We start from the raw sequence: 17,231 nt of genomic DNA on the forward strand, positions 1-17,231 counted from the left end.
GCGGCCCACACGGCCGGCACGACCGAATGGACACACCATGCACCTCACCCTCGCACCGTCGGGCCCGGGCGACGTCAAGCGCGACCTGGAGGTGCTCGTCACGGACCTGGCCGGCCAGCTGCTGGCGGTGACGTCGATGACCGCGCCCCAGGCCTGCACGGCGGTGCTGCGCGAGCTGGTGGAGCACTTCGACGTGGACGCCTGCTACCTGCGGCGCAACGACACGGTGCTGGACGCGTCGGTGCTGGTGGCCGAGTGGCCACCGCGCGCCGCCCGGGCGGGCCCGGACCCGATGCAGGTCGTGCCCTTCCGCGACGGCGCCACCGTGCTGGGGATCCGGGCGCACCCGCGGGAGGTGGTGTTCGCGCCGGTGCGGGCGGAGACCTACCGGGTGCTCGGGCAGGCGGTCTCGAGCAACGGCCACACCACGGTGGCGGTGCCGCTGCGCACCGGCAGCGCCACCGTGGGCGTGCTCGGCGTGGTGGTCCGCGGCGAGCGGAGCTGGAGCCCCCGGGAGATTCACGCGCTGCAGGCGGTGGCGGCGTTCCTCACCCACCTGCACGCCCGGGTGAGTGCCGAGGAGCGGCTGCGCTTCCTGGCCGACCACGACGAGCTCACCGGCTTGCCGGCCCAGCACGTCCTGCTGACCGAGCTGCGCCGCCGCCTCGCCGCGCCCGAGCAGCACCCCGTCGGGCTGGTGCACGTGGCGGTGGACCGGCTGAAGGTGGTCAACCACTCCCTCGGCCACGCCGCGGGGGACGAGTTTCTCCGGGTGGTGGCCCGGCGGCTGACCGAGGCCTTCGCCGGCGACCTGGTGGTGCGGCTGGGCGGCGACGAGTTCGTCCTGCTGCTGGGCGAGCCGGCCCGGCTCGGCGAGGCGGAGCAGGCCGCGGTGCGGGCCCAGCGGTCGATCGCCGCACCGGTGGCGCTGAAGATGGAGAACGTGGGCCGGACGGCGAGCATCGGGGTGGCCGTCGCGGTGCCCGGCCGCTGCGGCGCCACCGAGCTGCTGAACCGCGTCGCCCAGGCGTCCACGACGTCGAAGGAGCGGGGCGGCAACACCATCACCTGCTACACCGAGCAGATGCACACCGAGGACGCGGTGCGCACCGACATCGAGATGCGGCTGCGCACGGCCGTGCAGGGGCACGGCCTGCTGCTGCACTACCAGCCGGAGATCGACCTGCGCACCCGCGAGGTGGTGGGGGTGGAGGCGCTGGTGCGCTGGCAGCACCCGGTGCGCGGGCTGCTGCAGCCGGACTCGTTCATCGGCATCGCCGAGTCCACCAACCTCGCCGGCGAGCTGGGGCGTTGGGTGCTGCAGGAGGCCTGCCGCCAGCTGGCCGCCTGGCGCCGCGCACGGCCGGGACTGGCGCTGCAGCTGCGGGTGAACGTCTCCCCCGTCCAGCTGATCACCGCCGACTTCGTGGAGACCGTGGCCGCGGTGCTCGACGAGCACGACCTGGCCGGGCCGCTGCTGTGCCTGGAGATCACCGAGCACGCCGTGATCCACGACCTGGCGACCGTGCTGCAGACGCTGCGCGGGCTCAAGCGGCTGGGCGTGCAGGTGGCCATCGACGACTTCGGAACCGGGCGCAGCTCGCTGGACCAGCTCAAGCAGCTGCCGGTGGACACCCTCAAGATCGACCGCGGCTTCGTGCACAACGTGGACGCCGACCCCAACGACCTGGCCATCGTGAAGTCCATCATCGGGCTGGCCCAGGCGTTCGGGCTGGACGTCGTGGCGGAGGGGGTGGAGAACGAGCCGGCGGCGGAGGTGCTGCGAGCACTGGGGTGCCCCACCGCCCAGGGCTACCTGTTCAGCCGGCCGGTGCCACCGGAGGAGCTGGAGCGGCTGCTCGACACCACCTTCGCTGCCGGGCTGGGCGCTGCCGGGCGGGAAGCCTGCTGAGGCTGCGGGACCACCGGCTGCGGCGGCGTCCGGTCGGGCAGCTGCACCAGCAGGTCACCAGGCCGGGCCACCGTGGGTTGGTGGGTCACGCACACCACGGTCCGCCCGCGCAGGGCCAGGCGCAGGTCCTGCACCAGCGCCGCGGCGGTGGGTGGGTCCAGGTGCGCGGTGGGCTCGTCCAGCAGCACCACCTCCCGGTCGGCCAGCAGCGCCCGGGCCACCGCCAGCCGGCGCCGCTCCCCGCCGGAGAGCGCGGTGCCGCCCGAGCCCACCGGGGTGTCCAGGCCCGCGGGCAGGGAGTCGACCAGGCGGTCCAGCCCCACCTGGGTGAGCGCGGCGCGCATGGCCGGCTCGCGCAGCTGCCCGCGCGGGGCCGCCAGCGCCAGGTTGGCCCGCACCGAGGCGGCGAAGACGTGGGCGTCCTGCGGGCACCAGGCGATGGCTGAGCGGACGTCGGCGCTGTGCACGGCGGCGGTGTCCACCTCCTCCAGCTGGTAGCTCCCGGCCCGCGGGCGCAGCGCCGCCATGAGCACGCTGAGCAGGGTGGACTTGCCTGAGCCCGACGGCCCGGCCACCACCACCCAGCCGTCGCCGGCCGACGCCGACAGGCTCAGCCCGCGCAGCACGTCCGGCCCACCCGGCCACCCCGCCCACAGGTCGGCGGTGCGCAGCGACTCCACCGGCCGCGGCAGCGCCACCGGCGCGGGGGGCTCGGCCGCCACCGGCTCGGCCAGCACTGCCGCCACCCGCGTGCGGGCGTCCTGCCACGCCCGCCGCTGGCGCAGCGCCGCACCGAGGTTCACCAGTGGATCGAGCAGCCCCAGTGGCGCCAGGGCCAGCACCGCCAGCGCGGGCACCGAGATCGCTCCCGTGGCCACCGCCGAGCGACCCACCCCCAGGGCGAGCACGGCGGCCCCGCCGCTGGCCAGCACCGCCACTGCGGTGCTCGCCGCCCGTGCCAGCGCCGCCCGCCGCGCGGCCACACCCTGGTGGCGACCACCGCGGTCGAGCTCGGCCACCGTCGCCGCCACCAACCCGTGCGCCCGCAGGTCGGCCGCGCCCTCCAGCGCGGTGGCCGTCTCCTGCAGGGTGACGGTGCGCAGCTCGTCGGCGCGGCGGGCCGGGCCCCGGTCGGCCACCCGGTGCACCGCCACCACCAGCGCCACCGCGGCGGCCAGCACCACCGCCACCGCCAGGCCCGCCGCCGGGTCCAGCACCGCCAGCACCCCCGCGGTGCCGGTGAGCACCAGGCCGGCCACCCACGGTGGGGTCAGCACCCGCACCGACAGCTCCTGCAGCAGGTCGACGTCGCCGACGACGCGGGCCAGCGCGCGTCCCGGGGTGCGGTCGGCGGCCGGGCCCTGCGCCACCAGCGCCCGCCAGAGCTGCACCCTGGTGCGGGCGGCCAGGCGAAGCGCGGCGTCGTGGGCGGCCAGCCGCTCGGCCCAGCGCAGGACGGCCCGCACGAGGGCGAAGAAGCGCACCCCGACGATCGCCACCAGCAGCACGAACACCGGGGGCTGCTCGGCGGCGCGCACGATGAGCCAGCCCGACACCGCGGTGAGCGTGCTCGCGGCTGCGGCCGAGCCCACGCCCGCGGCCACCGCCCGCACCAGCGCCCGGCGCGGCCACCGGGTCTGCCCGGTGAAGGTGGCACTGGTCGCCGCCACCGCTGCCTGCGGCTCCTGGTGGGCGGGCGGGGTGGCGCTGGGCCGGGGGCCGGGACTGCCGGCCGGCGCGGCGGGGACCCGGACCGCGGCGGGAAGGCCGGGCAGGTCCACGACGTGGTCGGCGAGCGCGGCCAGCGTGGGCTCGTGGGTCACCAGCACCGTCCGCACCTGGTGCCGCACCCGGGCCAGCGCCTGCTGCACCACGGCGGTGGCGGCTGGGTCCAGCGACGCGGTGGGCTCGTCGAGCAGCAGCACCGACGCCCCGCGGTGCACCCGCACCAGGGCTCGGGCCAGCGCCACCCTGGCCAGCTCACCGGGCGAGAGGGTGCGGCAGCGCCGCTGCGCCAGGTCAGGGGCCCCGACCTCGGCCAGCAGCGCCGGCACGTCCTGCTCGTGGGCGCCGTGGCGGACCAGCTCGGCGGCCACGGTCGGTGCGGTGGTCCGCGGGAACTGCGGCACCACCGCCACCTCGCCGGGCACCGTCACCGATCCGGTCACCCGGGCACGGGGGCCGTCGCGGAGCGTGCCGGCCAGCACCGCGAGCACGGTGGACTTGCCCGCCCCGCTCGGTCCACGCAGCGCCAGCACCTCCCCCGGTGCCACCGTGAGACTCAGCCCGTCCACCGCCGGTGCCGCGCGCCCGTGTCGCTGCACCCGCAGATCCTGCACGGCCAGGTCGGGGCCGGGCTGCACCACCGGCCGCGCCCGCTCGCCGGTGAGCACCTCCTCGGCCGCGGCCACGGCTGCCGCGGCGTCCTCGCTGGCGTGGTGCGCAGACCCCAGTGCGCGCAGCGGCGCGAACGCCTCGGGGGCCAGCAGCAGGGCGAACAGCCCGGCCTGCAGCGGCATCTCCCCGTGCACCAGGCGCAGGCCGATGGACACCGCCACCAGCGCCATGGACAGCGTGGCGATCACCTCGAGCACCAGGGCGGACAGGAACGCCACCCGCAGCGTGGCCATCGTCCGGACGCGGTGCGCCTGCCCCAGCCTGCTCAGCGCGGCCAGCTGGTCGGCGGCGCGGCCCAGCCCCACCAGCACCGGCAGCCCCCGCACCAGCTCGGCCACGTGCTCGGCGATGCGGTCCAGCGCCAGCGCGGCCGCCGTGGTGCGCTCGCGGGTGTGCCACCCCACCAGCACCATGAACAGCGGCACCAGCGGCAGCGTGCACGCCACGATCACCCCGGACAGCCAGTCGGTGGCCAGCAGCGCCACCAGCACCACCGGGGGCACCACCACCGTCTGGGCCAGGGCGGGCAGCACCGTGACCAGGGCCGGTGCCAGCTCGTGCAGCCGGGTGCCCGCGAGCAGCGCCGCCGGCCCGGTGCCGCCGGCCGCCTGCACCGCCTCGCCCTCCCCGGCCAGCAGCCGGTCCAGCACCCGTCGGCGCAGGGTGTCCTCGCCCCGGCGGGCGTCGCGCTCCACCGCCACGTCGCCGAGGAACCCGCTGAGCGCGCGCACCCCCACGCCGGCCGCGGCAACCGCGAGCATCGCCGCGGGACCGTCGCCGCCGGCCTGGCTGCCGCGGGCCACGTCGGCCAGCGCGGCAGCCAGGCCGGCGGCGAGCAGCACCATGCCCACCACCTGCCCCAGGGCGGCCAGGCCGGCCCGCAGCAGTGCCGCCCGCACACCGGGGACACCGGCCAGCGGTGCCAGCGGTCCCCTGGCGGGGACGCTCACGCGGGAACCGAGTGCGGGCCCTGGTCGTCCGCGGTCAGCCGACGGCGGAACACCCAGTAGCTCCACGCCTCGTACACCAGCACGAACGGCAGCACGAAGGCCGCGACCCAGGTGATGAACACCAGCGTGTAGTGGCTCACCGAGGTGTCGTAGATGGTGAGGTCAAACGCCTCGGTGAGGGTGGAGGGCACCACCACCGGGTACTGCGCGCCAAAGATCGTGCCCACGCACAGCAGCATGAACAGCGACCACACGGTGAAGGCCCAGCCCTCCCGGTCGGCCCGCACCAGCCACCAGGCGAGCACTGCGGCCAGCACCGCCACCACGGCGGCGGTGGCGGTGGCGGCGTTGCCGAACCGCGCCTGCGCCAGCCCCACCCACACCAGCAGCGGCAGCGCGCCCACCGGCAGCCACGTCTTGGTCAGCCGCCAGGCCCGCGCCCGCACCGGCCCATCGGTCTTCAGCGCCAGGAAGATGGCGCCGTGCACCACGGAGAAGGCGAGCACGGCCACTGCACCCAGCAGTGCCGTCCAGCCCAGCCCGGAGAACGCCCCGCCGGTGCGGGTGCCGTCCTCGGCGATGGGCAGGCCCAGCGTGGTCACCGCCAGCGCCGCGCCGATGCCCAGGCAGGCGACGGTGGAGGACACGGTGACGGTGCGCGTCCACCCCTGGTTCCAGGCCTCGGTGTCGTGGGAGTGGCGCCACTCGAAGCCCACGGCGCGTGCGATCAGGGCCAGCAGCACCACCACGAACGGCAGGTACATCGCCGGCAGCCAGCTGGCGTACCAGCCGGGGAACGCGGCGAAGATCGCCCCGGCCGCCGTGATCAGCCACACCTCGTTGCCGTCCCACACCGGGCCGATGGTGCGCAGCATCAGCGTGCGCTCGGCGTCCCCGCGGGCGAGCACGGGCACCAGCATGGCCACCCCGAAGTCGAAGCCCTCCAGCAGCAGGAACCCCATCCACAGCACCACGATGGCGATGAACCACACCGTCTCCAGGTCCACGATGGCTCTCCTGCCGGGTCAGGGGTGCTGCTCAGCCGCACCAGGTCAGTAGGCGTCCGGGGTCAGTAGGCGTCCGGGGTCAGTAGGCGAACGACAGGACCCCGTCCTCCTCGCGGGCGTCGTCGCGGCGCCGCCCGTCGGGGTCCTGCGGGCGGTCCGGCCCCTGCGGCCCACCGCCGTCGCTGGACGGTGGCTCGCTGGAGGAGGTGCCGCCGGCATCGGTGGGCACACCCTTGCGGACGAACTTCACGACGAGCCAGAGCTCGACCACCGCGAGCGCGCCGTAGAGCAGGGTGAGGGAGATCAGCGAGGTCAGCACCTCGGCGCCGCCGACCCCGGGCGAGACAGCCTGGGCGGTGAAGAACCACACCCGCTGGTCCAGCGGCACGTCTGGGTTGGGCGCCACCACGAACGGCTGGCGGCCCATCTCGGTGAAGACCCAGCCGGCGGAGTTGGCCACGAACGGCGCGAAGATCGTGGCCACCGCCAACCACGTTCCCCCGCTGCTCACCAACCGGTTGTCGGGCAGGCGACCCTTCCTGGTCACCCACAGCGCGAGCGCGGAGACGATCGCGGAGACGAAGCCGAGCCCGATCATCAGGCGGAAGCCCCAGTACGTCACCGCCAGCAGCGGCTGGTAGTCGATCGGCTGACCCGCCCGCTCGCCCAGCACGGCCGGATCGTCGGGATAGCTGGTGCCGTAGGCAGCCTGGTACTCCTGCTTGAGCTGGTTCACCCCGGGCACCGGGTCGCTGAAGTTGCCGTGCGCCAGCAGGCTGAGCACTCCGGGAATGGTCACCGAGTGCACGTCGTCGCACTGGTTGCTGTTGGCCTTGCCCACCGCGAACACGGAGAACGCCGCCGGCTGCTCGGTGTTGCACAGCGCCTCCGCCGAGGACATCTTCATCGGCTGCTGCTGGTACATCAGCTTGCCCTGCCAGTCGCCGGTGAGCGTGACCAGCACGAACGCCACCACCGACACCCAGCCGCCCAGGCGCAGCGACTTCATCCACACGCCGTGCTCGAGGTCGTTGGTGGGCAGCTCCTCCTTGCGCCGGCGGTTCAGGTGGTACCAGGCCACCCCGACGAGCAGCGCCCCGGCCACCGCGAGCGCGCCGGAGATGACGTGGCTGAAGGCGGCCAGCAGGGTGTTGTTGGTCAGCACCGCCCACACGTCGTTGAGCACCGGGGTGCCGTCGGCGTCACGGGTGACGCCCACCGGGTGCTGCATCCAGGAGTTGGCGCCCAGGATGAAGTACGCCGAGGCGATCGAGCCGCCCACCGCCAGCCAGATGGACGCCAGGTGCACCTTCTTGGGGATGCGCCCCCAGCCGAAGATCCACACGCCGAGGAACACCGACTCCAGGAAGAACGCCACCAGCGCCTCCAGCGCCAGCAGCGACCCGAACATGTCGCCCACGAACTTGCTGTACTCGCTCCACGCCAGGCCGAACTGGAACTCCTGCACCAGCCCGGTGGCCACGCCGAGGGCGAAGTTGATCAGGTAGATGCGGCCCCAGAACCGGGTCATCCGCAGCCAGGTCGCACTGCCGGTGCGCACCCAGAGGGTGTTCATGGCGACCACCAGGATGCCGAGACCGAGGGTCAGCGGAACCATGATGAAGTGGTAGACGGTGGTGATGCCGAACTGCCACCGGGCGATGTCGAGAACGTCCACAGCCGGACCTCCACCCGGTCGGTGATTGCGTCTCGTTCCAGTTCTACGCCCCGAACGGCGGGGTTACGACACTCCGAGCAGGCACACCAGCACGCGCGGTCAGGGCGGCTCCACCGTGGGCGCGTGGGGCAGCCGCCACCCCAGCACCACCACCGCGACCCCCACGATCCCGAAAACCACTTCCAGCGGCTGGAACCCGAGCCACGCGAGCACGAAGACCTCAAAGATCACCAGTGCGACGCCAGCAGCGATGGACAGCTCGCGAGCCCAGCGTCCCCCGATCCACTGCCAGGTCCCGATGGCGAGGAACCCGACTCCCACCAGCACCGCCAGCAGCATCCCCGGAAGGCGCCAGCTGGTGAAGGGGCTGCCGGCCAGGTCAGGCAGTCCGGCCCCGAGCATCGACCCGTCCGCCCGGGCGACCAGAGCCAGCCCACCGATCACCCCCAGCAGCCCGGTGAACCACTCCAGGCACACCAGCAACCGGCCCGCGAGGCTCGGGCGGCGTCCTGCCAGGTCCTGCTGCGATCCCTCCGCGACTGGTCCCACGAGGCGATCATGCCGCACCGAGCGGCGCGGGTCCTGTTGGCCGGACGCGGCCGGTGCAGCGCCGTTTCGAATCCCCTTTCCGCAGCCCGACTGACACGCCGAATACGCAGTGGGCCAAGCGATTCCCGTTTTCCTGGTGGTGTGCCATGATTTCGCCCTGAGCTCACTGCCTGCAGTGGACACAGCACGCACTGCATTGGTCATCGGCACCCGACCGTGCGCCGTCTCCCGGCGGCCTTTCCCCCGCGACCTTTCCCCCGCGACCCTTGCCCCACAGAACGGTGACCGATGCCCCTTTCCCTCCGCCGGCTCTCCGCCGCCGCGAGTCTCACCTGCTGCCTGGTCCTGGCCCCGACCACGGTGGCGCTGCACCCGGCCCTGGCGGCCACCCCGGTGCCGGCAGCTGCTCCGGCCCCGCCGGACGCGCTGACCTGGCACACCGACGGGCCCGACGTCGCCGAGGCCCCCGTCGCTGCCTCGCAGGGCTCCGGGCCGGAGCTGGCGGTCTCCGGCTCCACCGCCTACCGGCTCAACCTCAACCCGGACAGCACGGTGGTGCGCTGGGACGCCTGCCGCCCCATCCACTACCGGCTGAACCTGGCGGCCCAGCCGGACGCACTGGGCGACGTGCAGACGGCACTCCAGGAGATCACTGCGGCCAGCGGCCTGATCTTCGTCCACGACGGCCCCAGCACCGAGATCCCGCAGGCGCACGGCGCGCAGGCCGAGTCGCCGCTGCTCATCGCGATGGCCACCGCGGAGGGCCCGTTCGCCTCCGAGCTGCTGGCCGAGGCCTCCCCGCACACCCTGGGCATCGCCGGGTGGGGTGCCGCTCGCACCGGCGCGGACGAGGACGCCCAGCACTGGCAGATCACCTCCGCGTACGTGGTGATCAACGCAGCCAGCGAGCTGCGCCCCGGCTCAGGGGCGGGCCTGTCCGCCTCCCGGGTGCGGGTGCTCATGCACGAGGTGGCCCACGCGGTGGGACTCAGCCACGTCAGCGACCGCCACCAGGTGATGTACCCGGTGACCGCCGGACAGGCCGCGGTGTGGGGGCCCGGCGACCTGGCTGGGCTGGCCCGGGTGGGCACGTCCGCCGGCTGCATCGGCCAGCAGCCTCCCGCCGCCACCGTCCCCGTCGATCCGTGGCAGCTGTTCTGGGACTGGCTGCTCAGCCTGCTGCGGGCCTGGCTGGGAATCTAGCTCCGCTCCAGGCCGAAGGCGCGCAGCATCGCGGTGGTGAAGGCGGGGAGGTCGGCCGAGCCCCGGCTGGTGACCAGCACCCAGCCGTCGGCCGGGCACACCTGCACCTCGCCGTCCACCCACTGCGCGCCGGCGTTGACCAGGTCCGTGGCGATGCTGGGCGTGGAGGTCATGGTCTTGCCCCCCGCCACGTGCGCCTCCACCAGCAGCCACGGCGCGTGTCCGACCGCCGCGACGGGCCTGCCCTCGCCGACCCAGTCCCGGACCAGCTCCACGGCGGAGGACTGCAGCCGCAGAGCATCGGCGCCGACCAGCCCACCGGGCAGCACCAGCCCGTCGTAGTCCCCCAGCACGGCCTGCTCGACGCTGACGTCCACCTCCAGCTCCAGGCCGCGCTCAAGGTCGTCCAGGGCGCGCACGCCGGCTCCGGGCTCCAGCGTGGACAGCAGCCTCGGCACCCCGCCGGCGTCGAGCACCGCCTGGGTGCAGGCGAGCACGTCCTCCTGCTCCGCACCTTCCGGTGCCACCAGGAAAGCGATTGTTCGCGGCATGTTCGGTGCTCCCTTCCGCCGAGTCGCGGAACCGCGAACAGCTGACTGTCTTGTCGTCGAAAGGGCCGATTTCCGCCATTTTCCGGCCGTGTCGATCGCGGTTTCCCCCGCAACTCTCCTAGGCTCGCGCTGTCCGCGCTTGGGGGAGCCATGACAGCAGAAAACAAGACTGACCAGCGGATTGACCGAATTGCTGGCCTTGACGGCATTCGCGCGCTCGCCATCATCGCCGTTCTGGTGTTTCACCTTCGACCCGACTCACTGCCCGGGGGGTACCTCGGAGTCGACGTGTTCTTCGTGGTGAGCGGATTCCTCATCACCACGCTGCTGCACCGAGAGTGGCTGGCCCGTGGCCACCTCGACCTGCGGCGCTTCTGGGTGCGTCGGGCGCGTCGGCTGCTGCCCGCCCTGGTGCTCGTGGTGGTGGTCAGCACCGGTCTGGGTTGGCTCGTCGGTGACGACCTGCTGGTGAACATCGATCGGCAGACGCTCGGCGTGCTCACGTTCAGCAACAACTGGGTGGAGATCTCCGCCGGCAGCAGCTACTTCGCCCACACCTCTCCCCTGCTGTTCATGAACTTCTGGTCGCTGGCCGTGGAGGAGCAGTTCTACCTGCTGTGGCCGCTGGTGTTCCTGGCCCTGGTGACGGCGGTGCGCAACCCGCGGTGGCGGGTGTGGCTGGTGCTGGGGGCGGCGGCCGCCTCAGCACTGGCCATGGCCGCGCTCGTCGCCCGTGGCGCCGCCACGACCCGCGTCTACTACGGGACCGACACCCATCTCTTCGGGCTGATGATCGGCGCCGCCCTCGCGCTGGCCCACACCCAGCAGGGCAGCGTGCTGCACTCCCGGGCCTGGCGACGAGTGTGCGTGCCGGTCGGGGCGGCGGCCCTGCTGGGGCTGGTGGCGCTGGCTCTGGTGCTCGCCCAGGACAGCGCCGTCACCTTCCGTGGCGGCATCGTGGCCGCGTCGGCTCTGACCGCACTGGTGATCGCCGGGGTGCTCGGTGGTGAGGGCGTGCTCCGCCAAGGCCTGCGCCTGCCGGTGCTGGAGTGGGTGGGGCAGCGCTCCTACGGCATCTACCTGTGGCACTGGCCGATGATCCTGGTGGTCACCGCCGCGCTGCCGCCGACGCTCGAGGACTCCCCGCTGAGCTGGCTCGGCCGGCTGGTGGCCCTGGTGCTCACCCTGGTGCTGGCGGCACTGTCCTACCGGTGGCTGGAGCTGCCGGTGCGCCAGCGCGGCTTCCGCGGCGCCGGCCGGAGCTTCGCCGCGGCGCTGCGCCGTCCCGCCGACCCGCTGCCCCGCACCAGCGCGGCGGTGGCCGTGGGGCTGGTCGCGGTGAGCGCCTTCGCGGTGGTCACCGCGCCGGACAAGTCGCAGGTGCAGCGGGACATCGAGGCCAACACCGCGCTCGTCGAGGGCTCGCTGGCCGAGCCTGGGCCACCCGCCGCCGCACCCGCCGCGCCCGGCCCGCCGGGGCTGGTCGCCGACGCGCACACCGCCGTCGGTCCCGCGTTCGCCATGCCCACCGGCCCCGAGATCACCGCCTTCGGCGACTCGCTGGTGGTCACCACCGCCCGCGGGCTCATCGACCGCTTCCCCGGCATCATGATCGACGCCAAGTCCAACCGGCAGTGGCCGGCGGGCGAGGAGGCGGTGCAGGCGCGGCTGGCGGAGGGCACGGTGCGCCGGGCGGTGCTGATCGACTTCGGCACCAACGCCGGCGTGCAGGACCCCGAGCTGGTGCGCCGGGTGCTGGCCTCGCTGGGACCGTCCCGGATGATCGTGCTGGTCAACCTCTTCGGCTCGTGGGAGGAGCACAACCCGATCCTCGCCGAGGTGGCCGCGGGCTTCCCCAACGTGGTGGTGGCTGACTGGCACGCGGCGATCTCAGCCCGGCCGGACCTGCTGCAGGCCGACGGGGTGCACCCGGGCATCGTCGGCAGCCGGCTCTACGCCGACGTGGTCAAGGACGCCTTTCACCGCCTGTCCACCCGGTGACGCCCGAGGACGCCCGAGCCACCGCCGCGCCGCACCCCGTCCAGGTCAGTGGTCGGCACAGCACGGCGTGGGGGTGGGCGACTCGAACGGCACCAGCACGCCCCCGGCGGCGTGCTCCACCACCAGCACCAGCTCCCCGCCGCGCCAGGTGGGACGCACGTGCTCCCGCGTGCGCAGCAGCACGTCGTCGGGGCAGGGAGCGCCCAGCACCTCCACCCGATCCACCGCCGTCTGCGCCACCACCCGGGCCAGCGGGACCGTCCCGGTCAGACCCAGCGAGCCGGGGAACTGCACCAGCCGGCCGCTGGTCCGCCCGACGTGCGCGGCCACCCCCTGCGCCGCCGCCAGGACCGACCCACCGCCGCTGGTGGAGCTGGGGCCGGTGGAGCGGGGGCCGCAGCACACCGCAGCCCGCGGCCAGCGCTGCCGCACCGCCGCCACGCCGCCGCGCCACACCGCCTCCGGGTCGGCCCCCGGCAGCGCCACCGACACGGTCAGGTGCGGCACCGGTCCGCACCGGCTGAGGTGGGTGGCCACCACCGCGGTCCCCGGGGCGTGCTCGAGCAGCCGCCGCACGTGGTCGGCGACCTCGTCGACCTCGCGCAGCGTCTCGCTGAGCACGTCCACGCCCACCACCAGGGCGGGCGCGCTCACGCCGGGATCGCCCACATCGGGTTGGTGTAGAACCACAGGTCCTGCCACGGGTCGGCGTCGCCCACCACGTCCTGGGCCGGGCCGGCGGGATCCACGGCCGCACCCAGGAGCCCGGGTGCGAGCCGGTTGCCGTCCGAGCCGCGCAGGCGGACGTAGAACGCCTCGTCCAGCCGGCCCAGCGGGTAGGAGATCCGGATCTCGCCGGTGCGGCCGCGCACGTCGAAGGTCTGGTCCACCCGGGTGCGCGGCGCGGTGAACACGTCCCGGTCGCCCACCGGGCCGGTGACCGCCCCGCGGATGACGTCGATCTTGGCCAGTCGCGGCAGCAGCTCCGACCAGTTCGGGGTGTCGGCGGGAACCACGGTGATGACCAGCTCGACCTGGCTGCCGCGGCGAGCGGTGAGCATCCCGCCCAGGGGTACTTCCCGGTTGCCGGCCCGCAGCCGCACGTCCAGGGACTCCAGCAGCCGCCCGTGGTCCACCCACACCCGTCCGGCGCGCAGGCCGTCCATCACCGCTGCGTAGGAGAAGTCGGTGGCACCCACGTGGGTGCGGCTGTAGTAGCCGGGCCAGAAGTCGCCGCTGCCCAGGTTGGGTCCCGCGGTGCGGTAGGTGGGCTCGCCGTAGCGGCCCGCCGTGGCGAAGGTGTTCTCCCCGCGCACCGAGGTGTCGGCGTAGACGCTGTGCGAGTCGGAGTTGGCGCTGATCCACCACGGCTTGCCCTCGGCGAGCAGGCTGTCCCACAGCCCGCCCACGGTGGAGGTCATCCAGTCGAACCCACCGAAGGTGCGGTAGCTCTCCAGCGGGTAGCCGGGGAAGCTGCCGGGGCCGGGGCTGCCGTCGTAGTAGCCGCGGCCGCCGCCGGGTCCGTAGGCCTTGGGCATGCCAGCAGCCTGGTGTCCGGGGGCACCTTCCATGCCGATGGCGATCCTCGGCTCGGCGTCGCGCCACCCGCGGATCTCGTGCGGGGAGTCGATGCCCTTGCGGGCCGGGTGGTTGGCCAGCATCAGTGCGTCCTGCACCCGGCGCCGGCTCACCGAGCCGGCCAGGAAGTGCAGGCCCTGGATGGCCCGCTGCTCGTTCAGCGCCGCGGTGGCCAGCGGGGAGCCGTCGTAGTCGACCTCGAACTGCTTGAGCACCGCCACCTCGTTGCGGCCGGGGTGCACGAAGACGGTGCCGTGCTCGGCGGCGGGGATGTTCCACTCCAGGCCCTGGAACACCAGAGTGTCCGGGGTGTCTCTGCGTGCGGCGACGATGTCGGGGTTGACCTTCTCCACGCCGATGCGGGCGTGCACCTCGCTGCCGTGATCGGTGATCACCACCCAGTCGAGGCCGTAGGCGTTGGCGTGGCGCACCTGGTCGATCACCCGGTACTGGCCGTCGGAGGAGAACTGGGTGTGGATGTGGTGGTCGCCGGCCAGCCAGGTGTAGCCACCGCGCGGGACGCGGCCGCTGCCACGCCCGCCCAGCGGGGATGCGGCAGCCGAGCCGATGCCCGTGGAGGCCGTCACCCCGAGCACTGCTGCGCCGGCGCCGAGCAGCCCGGCCGAGCGCAGGAAGCGTCGGCGGTCCACGGCGGCCGGCGGCAGCTCGCTGGTGGGGACGGCGGGGTCCAGCGCCGGCGGCAGCGGCTCGCTGTCGGGGTTGTCGTGGCTGTGGCTGTGCGGGTGGCCGTGCCCGTGAGTCTGGCTGTGCCCGTGCGTGTGGCTGTGGCCGTGTGCTGAGCCGTGCTCGTGTCCCATGCCGATCCTTCGCGCAGTGGTGGCTACCAGGCCCCGTCGGCCCCACAGGCAACATAGGAAACAGCTGCGACCAGCAGGCCTCCGTCCGGTGTCCGCAAGGCCAACGCCGAGTGACGATCACGCGCGTCGTGTCCCTGGTCGGGGTGGCTGCTACGGGGCGACGAGCAGACCGGCGAAGTCGGCGGCCGGCACCGGTGGTGCCCACAGGTAGCCCTGGCCGTGGGTGCAGCCGAGCTGCTGGGCCAGCTCGGCCTGCTCGGTGGTTTCCAGCCCGCTGATCACCACGTGCAGGTCCTGGCCGCGAGCGAGGTCGACGAGCCCGCGCACCACGGCGTCGCCCACCCGGGTGCCCAGCTGGGAGCACACCGCCCGGTCGATCTTGATGCCGTCCACGGGCAGTCGCAGCACGTCCTCGCTGCGCAGCTGCGACCTCTCGCCGACCCCGCCGCCGAAGGCGTCGAGCAGCACCCGGAACCCCTGCTCGTGCAGGGCGGCGAAGTAGCTGGTGCCGCCCACGTGCGCTGCCATCAGGGCCGGCTCGGTCATCTCCAGCGTGACGGCCGAGGGCGGTACCCCGACCGAGGCGACCGCGGCGGTGAGCCGGGAGACGCAGTCCGGGTGGTTGAAGTGCTTGGCGGAGATGTTCGCGCTCAGCCTCAGACCGGGGTAACCACCCCGCCACTGCGCCAGCTCCACCGCGGCACGCCCCAGGACGGCGAGGTCGAGGTCGATGACGAGCTCGGTGTCCTCGGCCAGCCCCAGGAAGTGGCCGGGCACGAGCACCCCGCGGGTGGGGTGCACCCACCGGGCCAGGGTCTCCACCGCCTGCGCCTCGCCCGTGCTCAGCTCCACCACCGGCTGGTAGTAGGGCACCACCTGACCCCGGACCACGGCGTTGGCGAGCTCGTGGGCGTCGGTGAGCACGCCAGACGGGCCCAGCCGGGTGCTGGTTCGCAGCCGCTCCAGCTGCCGCTGGACCACCGCCGCCATGCTCACCAGCTCGTCGAGCTGCTGGCCGGTGACAGTGCGCGGGCGGGTGTCCACCAGGCAGAGCGTGCCCACCACCGTGCCGGTGCTGTCCCACAGCGGGGCCGCGACGTAGGCGCGCATCCCGGGCACCCCGGTGCCGGTGTCCACCAGGTGCCCGGCGACCAGCGGGCGGGCCGTCCTGGCCACCTCGTCGGTGAGCGCCGTCCACCCCGGCGCGCTGCCCAGCTGTGCACCCACGGAGGCGATGGTGTGGCGGGTCTCGGAGTCGACGTGCACCACGTCCACCGAGGCCACGGCGATGGTGGGCCCGCGGCGGGCGTCCAGGACGGTCAGCAGCGCCACCGGGAAGGCGAACCGCGCCGCGACCAGGGTGACCAGCTGGTGCAGGTCGGGATCGTGTGGCGCCGTCTCCAGGTAGCGCAGCGACGCCCTGGTGCGGCTCCGGTCCGGGCCACCGCCCATCGCGCACCACCTGACCTCTCGGTCGAGCTGTGCCGGCCTCTCCTCGACGCTAGCAAAGCCGCGCGTGCAACCCGGAAAGCGTTGTGTGGCAGTGCACTTGCTGCGCTCAGCGGTGGACCGGGTGCTGCTGGAGGGCCGTCGCCAGCGCCACCGCGTCGGGCATCCCGGCGCGGGCGCCCACCGCCGTCACCGCGAGCGCGGCCGCGGTGACGGCGGTGTGCACCGCAGTGGCCAGCGGGTCGCCGGCGGCCAGGCGGGTGGCGAGCACGCCGTTGAAGGTGTCCCCCGCGCCGGTGGTGTCACGGACGTCGGCTGGCCGGGCCGGCAGGTGCGTGCCGGCCACGCCGGGCTCGAGCACGAACACGCCCTCCCCACCCAGGGTGACCACGCAGGCAGCCCCCGAGCGGCCCACGATGGCCCCGGCCGCGAGCTCGGCGGCGTGCACGCGTGGTGGCGGCTCCGCCTCCGCGGCGGTGCGCTCCGGTGCCGGGCTGCCCAGCATCGCCGCCAGCTGCGCACCCTCGGTGGTGTTGGGCGTGAGCACCGGGCCCAGCGCGAGCAGCTCCACCACCTCCGCCGTCACCGGTGCGGGGTTGAGCACGCAGCGCACCCCCGCCGCGACGGCCAGCTCGACGGCGTGGGTGAGCACGGCGGGGCTGATCTCGGTGGACACCAGCACGCAGTCGGCCCCGGTCAGCGCCCGGCGCAGCGCGCCGTCCACGTCTCGGGCGGTCATGAACACGTTGGCCCCGGCGCCCACCGCGATCTGGTTCTCCCCCGCCGCGTCCACCACGATCAGCGCGACCCCGGTGGACTGCTCCGGGATCACCACCACGCCGCTCACGTCGACGCCCTCGGCCGCCAGGTCGGCGGTGGCCGCGGTGCCACTGTCGTCGTCGCCCACCGCACCCACCAGCCGCACCACTGCACCCGCGCGGGCCGCCGCCACGGCCGCGTTGGCGCCCTTGCCGCCACCGTGGCGGTGCATGCGCGGACCCACCACGGTCTCCCCCGGCCCGGGCAGCCGATCAGCCCTCACCACCATGTCCACGTTGATGGCGCCGACCACCACCACCACAGGCCGAGCCTGCTCGTCGAGCCTCGTCATCGCTGTCCGTTCCTGTCGCCACGCCCG

The 17,231-nt window shown here is 74.1% G+C and carries 12 protein-coding genes; 3 read left to right on the forward strand and 9 right to left on the reverse strand.

The features are described 5' to 3' along the window. The first annotated feature begins 37 nt into the window (after window positions 1-37). Complete coding sequence (locus tag ELX43_RS08815) at window positions 38-1,912, forward strand: bifunctional diguanylate cyclase/phosphodiesterase (RefSeq protein WP_127783054.1); 1,875 nt, start codon at window positions 38-40, stop codon at window positions 1,910-1,912. Here the strand turns inward: ELX43_RS08815 and cydC are convergent. From cydC to ELX43_RS08835, 4 genes are all read right to left on the reverse strand, one after another. Then, the gene (gene cydC, locus ELX43_RS08820) at window positions 1,813-5,259 is read right to left on the reverse strand and encodes a thiol reductant ABC exporter subunit CydC (protein ID WP_127783055.1); all 3,447 of its coding nucleotides are present in this window, start codon (window positions 5,257-5,259) and stop codon (window positions 1,813-1,815) included. The genes ELX43_RS08815 and cydC overlap by 100 nt on opposite strands. Further along, on the reverse strand, window positions 5,256-6,266 hold the full coding sequence (cydB, locus tag ELX43_RS08825; RefSeq protein ID WP_127783056.1) for a cytochrome d ubiquinol oxidase subunit II: 1,011 nt from the start codon (window positions 6,264-6,266) through the stop codon (window positions 5,256-5,258). Before cydB ends, cydC begins: the two co-directional genes overlap by 4 nt. Window positions 6,267-6,345: 79 nt before the next feature. Then, complete coding sequence (locus tag ELX43_RS08830; RefSeq protein ID WP_127783057.1) at window positions 6,346-7,944, reverse strand: cytochrome ubiquinol oxidase subunit I; 1,599 nt, start codon at window positions 7,942-7,944, stop codon at window positions 6,346-6,348. A 99-nt stretch (window positions 7,945-8,043) separates the two neighbouring features. Beyond that, complete coding sequence (locus ELX43_RS08835; RefSeq protein WP_127783058.1) at window positions 8,044-8,493, reverse strand: hypothetical protein; 450 nt, start codon at window positions 8,491-8,493, stop codon at window positions 8,044-8,046. Between the two features lie 288 nt (window positions 8,494-8,781). Between ELX43_RS08835 and ELX43_RS08840 the strand changes: the two genes are divergently transcribed. Beyond that, window positions 8,782-9,696, forward strand: coding sequence for a matrixin family metalloprotease (locus ELX43_RS08840; protein ID WP_127783059.1), 915 nt, complete (start codon window positions 8,782-8,784; stop codon window positions 9,694-9,696). Here ELX43_RS08840 and ELX43_RS08845 read toward each other — a convergent pair. Continuing rightward, entirely contained in the window at window positions 9,693-10,247 is a 555-nt protein-coding gene (locus tag ELX43_RS08845; protein ID WP_127783060.1) for a DJ-1/PfpI family protein, read from the reverse strand. The two genes, ELX43_RS08840 and ELX43_RS08845, sit on opposite strands and share 4 nt — an antisense overlap. A gap of 150 nt (window positions 10,248-10,397) precedes the next feature. Between ELX43_RS08845 and ELX43_RS08850 the strand changes: the two genes are divergently transcribed. Continuing rightward, entirely contained in the window at window positions 10,398-12,248 is a 1,851-nt protein-coding gene (locus ELX43_RS08850; protein WP_127783061.1) for an acyltransferase family protein, read from the forward strand. A 45-nt stretch (window positions 12,249-12,293) separates the two neighbouring features. Here ELX43_RS08850 and ELX43_RS08855 read toward each other — a convergent pair whose 3' ends face one another. The 4 genes from ELX43_RS08855 to ELX43_RS08870 form a co-directional block, all read right to left on the reverse strand. Then, window positions 12,294-12,902: a hypothetical protein gene (locus tag ELX43_RS08855; protein WP_127783062.1), complete on the reverse strand. Its 609-nt coding sequence runs from the start codon at window positions 12,900-12,902 to the stop codon at window positions 12,294-12,296. Continuing rightward, window positions 12,899-14,644: a PHP domain-containing protein gene (locus ELX43_RS08860; protein ID WP_127783063.1), complete on the reverse strand. Its 1,746-nt coding sequence runs from the start codon at window positions 14,642-14,644 to the stop codon at window positions 12,899-12,901. Before ELX43_RS08860 ends, ELX43_RS08855 begins: the two co-directional genes overlap by 4 nt. 150 nt (window positions 14,645-14,794) lie before the next feature. Next, a complete protein-coding gene (locus ELX43_RS08865; RefSeq protein ID WP_127783064.1) occupies window positions 14,795-16,096 on the reverse strand; it encodes an EAL domain-containing protein in 1,302 nt (433 codons plus the stop codon). A gap of 106 nt (window positions 16,097-16,202) precedes the next feature. Then, window positions 16,203-17,204, reverse strand: a complete 1,002-nt coding sequence (locus ELX43_RS08870; RefSeq protein ID WP_127783065.1) for a PfkB family carbohydrate kinase — start codon at window positions 17,202-17,204, stop codon at window positions 16,203-16,205. Window positions 17,205-17,231: the final 27 nt, after the last annotated feature.

Source organism: Rhodococcus sp. X156, from assembly GCF_004006015.1.
Lineage (GTDB): Bacteria > Actinomycetota > Actinomycetes > Mycobacteriales > Mycobacteriaceae > X156.